Below are 3,104 nucleotides of genomic sequence, written 5' to 3'. Positions count from 1 at the left end.
CTCGCGCTCGGGCACGGCGCGGATGCCGCCCGCGTCGGCGCGGCCTTCCGGGGTGCCGCGGGCATCGAGGTCTTGCAACATCTTGTTAATCAGGCTCATCTACAGGCTCGTCATTCGTCATCGGTTCAGTAAAGTCCAGCTCACGGCACTGGCGGCGGCCAGCACGCCGGCGCAGGCCAGCCATGGCCAGGGCCGCCGCCAGGGAGCTTGCCAGAAGCGCGGCTTGCTGGCCAGCGTATCGCTGGCCGCCAGCGCCACGTGGCGCCCGCTGACCTGTTGCCGGCCTTCGCCATACGCCACCATCAGCGCCTTGTGCGCCATGATGTTGATCAGGCGCGGCACGCCGCCGGACGCCTGGTACAGCTTGCGCACGCCGCCCCGGCTGAACAGGCGCGCGCCGTCGAAACCGGCCACGCGCAGGCGGTGCGCCACATAAAAGTCCACGTCGTCGCGCGACAAGGGCCCCAGGTGGTAGTGAAAGGTGATGCGCTGCGCCAGCTGGCGGATTTCCGGCAGCGCCAGTTTCACGTCCAGTTCCGGCTGGCCAAACAGCACGATCTGCAGCAGCTTGCGCTTTTCCGTTTCCAGGTTGGTCAGCAGGCGCAGCGCTTCGAGGCTGTCGACGGGAATCGCCTGCGCCTCATCCAGGCACAGCAGCACGCGCTTGCCTTGCGCCGCCAGGTTCAGCAGGCGCAGGTTGATGGCGTGCAGCAGCTGATGCTGCTCAATATCCTTTTCCAGCAAGACATCGAGGTCCTCGGCCAGCGCCAGGATCAGCGAGCGCGGCGGCAGGTTCGGATTGGGGATGTAGGCGGTGACGAAATCCGGCCCCAAGGATTGCATGAACTTGCGGCACAAAAAGGTTTTCCCGGTACCCACTTCGCCAGTGATCTTGATGAAGCCCTCGCCATTGCGCGCCGCCACCAGCAGGGTGTTGAGCGCCTTTTGCGATTGCGGGCCATTGAAAAAGAAACTGGTATCGGGCGTGAGGCCGAACGGCGCCTCGCGCAAGCCGAAATGGGCCTGGTACATTTAGCGCCGCCCCCCGAGACTGCGCGGATCGAGCGACTCGATGCGCTTGCCCGATTCAAGCAAATCCTCGTTCCAGCTGTTGGCGCCATCGACGATGGTCGGCTTGATCAGCACCACCAGTTCGCGCTTCTGTATCACCTGCCCCGTGTTGCGGAATAGCGCGCCCAGCACGGGAATATCGCCCGCGCCCGGCACTTGCGAGCGGTCCGACGTCGTCGCCTGGCGCATCAGGCCGCCGATGGCGACGATGCGGCCATCCTGGCTGCGCACCATGCTGTCCATCTCTGACGTGCTGGAGGCGGCCAGCGGCAGTTTCAGCGAACCTGCGCTGCCCAGGTCGACTTCCTTGTTGACGGTGGTGACCTGGCTGACGGACGGGTGCACGTGCAGGATGATGTTGCCGTCCGCATCGATCTGCGGCGTCACGTCCAGCACTACGCCGGAAAAGAACGGCTGCAAGGTCACGTTGGGGCTGGTGGTCGCGCCGCTGGCCGTGGTGTTGGTGGTGGTCGACACGCCCGTCACGTAAAACTCGTCCGTGCCGATCTTCAGCACGGCCTTCTGGTTGTTCATGGTGGCGATGCGCGGGCTCGACAGCACGTGCACGGTGCCTTGCGATTCCAGGAAAGAAATCATGGCGGCGAAGTTGGCCGTCTGGAAGGCCAGGCCGAACATGGAGCCGGCCGAGGTGGCCGCCGAGCTCAGGCCAAAGCCGCTGCTGGCCGTCAGGCCGCTGCCATTGGTCATGTTGGGCGGCTGGCCGCCGTTGAACGGCAACGGCGCCAGGGTGCCGCCCGGCTGGATGAAGCCGGTCGAGATGCGGTTCGTGTGGCCGCTCTTGATGGAGGCGAACGAGGCCCAGTTGATGCCCGTCTGGAAATCGCTGTTGAGCTGCACTTCGAGGATTTTCGCTTCCAGGATCACCTGGCGGTCGACGGACAATTGCGTGGCCTTCAAATACATGTCGACATTGCGCAGTTCTTCCGGCATGGCGCGGATGACGATCACGCCCGATTGCGGGCTGAGCACCACTTGCCGCCCCCCTTCCGTGCTGCCGACGATGGCTTCCAGCGACAGCTTCAGTTCGCGCCAGAAATCCGCATTCGAGGTGGTCGTCAGGTTGCTGCTGTCTTCGCCTGGCACCAGGCCGCCCGGCGTTTGCGGGCCATTGTTGCCGCCGTTGTTGCCACTGCTGCCATTCGTTCCCGTACCGCCCGCGCTGGTGGCGCCCACCGACGACACGGACGTCGACGACACGCGCAGGTTCGAGCTGCCCTTGCGCGCGCCCGTCAGGTAATTCACGTGGAACAGCCGTGTCTGCATGGTCAGCGGCTTGATGTAGATCTGCGTGCCCTCGACCTTGTAATCGTAGCCATACAGTTCGCGCACGGCGTCGAGTGCCTGGAACAGGGTCACATCCTTCAGATTGGCGGAAATCGTGCCGCCGATGTCGGGATGGACCAGCATGTTGTAGCGCGTGCCGGCCACGATGGAGGTGAAGAACTGGCGCGCCGGCACATTGTTGAAAGCCACGTTGAAGCGCTCGTCGAGCGCGGCGCGGGCCTTCGGCAATTGCTGCGCCAGGGCCGCCACGGGCGGCAGCAGCGCCGCTTCCACGGCATCGGGCTGGGCCGCTGGCGTGGTGGTGGCCGCCGCGCCCTTGACGGCGTCGGTGATCGCATTATAGGTATCGCGTTTGACGGGCGCGACATTGCAGCCTACCAGGCCCAGGCTGACGCCGATGACGGCCGCCATCGTGCTGATCTTGAACATGCTCGCCTTGTGTTGATTGAGTTGCATAGCCACTTCTTCTACTCCTGCTTGCGGTCGGTCTGATTATTGAGCTTGCTGCTCGGGTAGAGCGTGAAGGTTTCCTGGGACTTGCCGCGCCGCAGCAGCACGGCCGTGTCGCGGATTTCCGTCACCACGGCGCCGCCCACCTTGCTGCCCACGCGCACCACCTGGCCATCGATGACGGCCACGCGGCGTCCGCCGGGCTTGTTGGAGATAAGCACCGATTGCAGCTGCGGCCGCGACGGCGCGGCAGGCGCCGCATCGGCGGGCGCCCACAG

General features: G+C 65.0%; 3 protein-coding genes. All 3 read right to left on the bottom strand.

The genetic code is table 11. The annotated features are described in order from the left end of the window. Positions 1-117: 117 nt before the first annotated feature. Entirely contained in the window at positions 118-1,032 is a 915-nt protein-coding gene (locus tag JaAD80_RS27475) for an ExeA family protein (protein WP_102299278.1), read from the bottom strand. Then, entirely contained in the window at positions 1,033-2,805 is a 1,773-nt protein-coding gene (gene mshL / locus JaAD80_RS27470; RefSeq protein ID WP_102299280.1) for a pilus (MSHA type) biogenesis protein MshL, read from the bottom strand. 38 nt (positions 2,806-2,843) lie between these two features. Then, positions 2,844-3,104: MSHA biogenesis protein MshK (locus JaAD80_RS27465; RefSeq protein ID WP_102299276.1), on the bottom strand; the 261-nt coding region annotated here is incomplete at its 5' end.

The sequence above is a fragment of the Janthinobacterium sp. AD80 genome, from assembly GCF_002878455.1.
Classification (GTDB): Bacteria; Pseudomonadota; Gammaproteobacteria; order Burkholderiales; family Burkholderiaceae_D; genus Janthinobacterium.
This window is presented reverse-complemented; position numbering and strand designations above follow the sequence as displayed.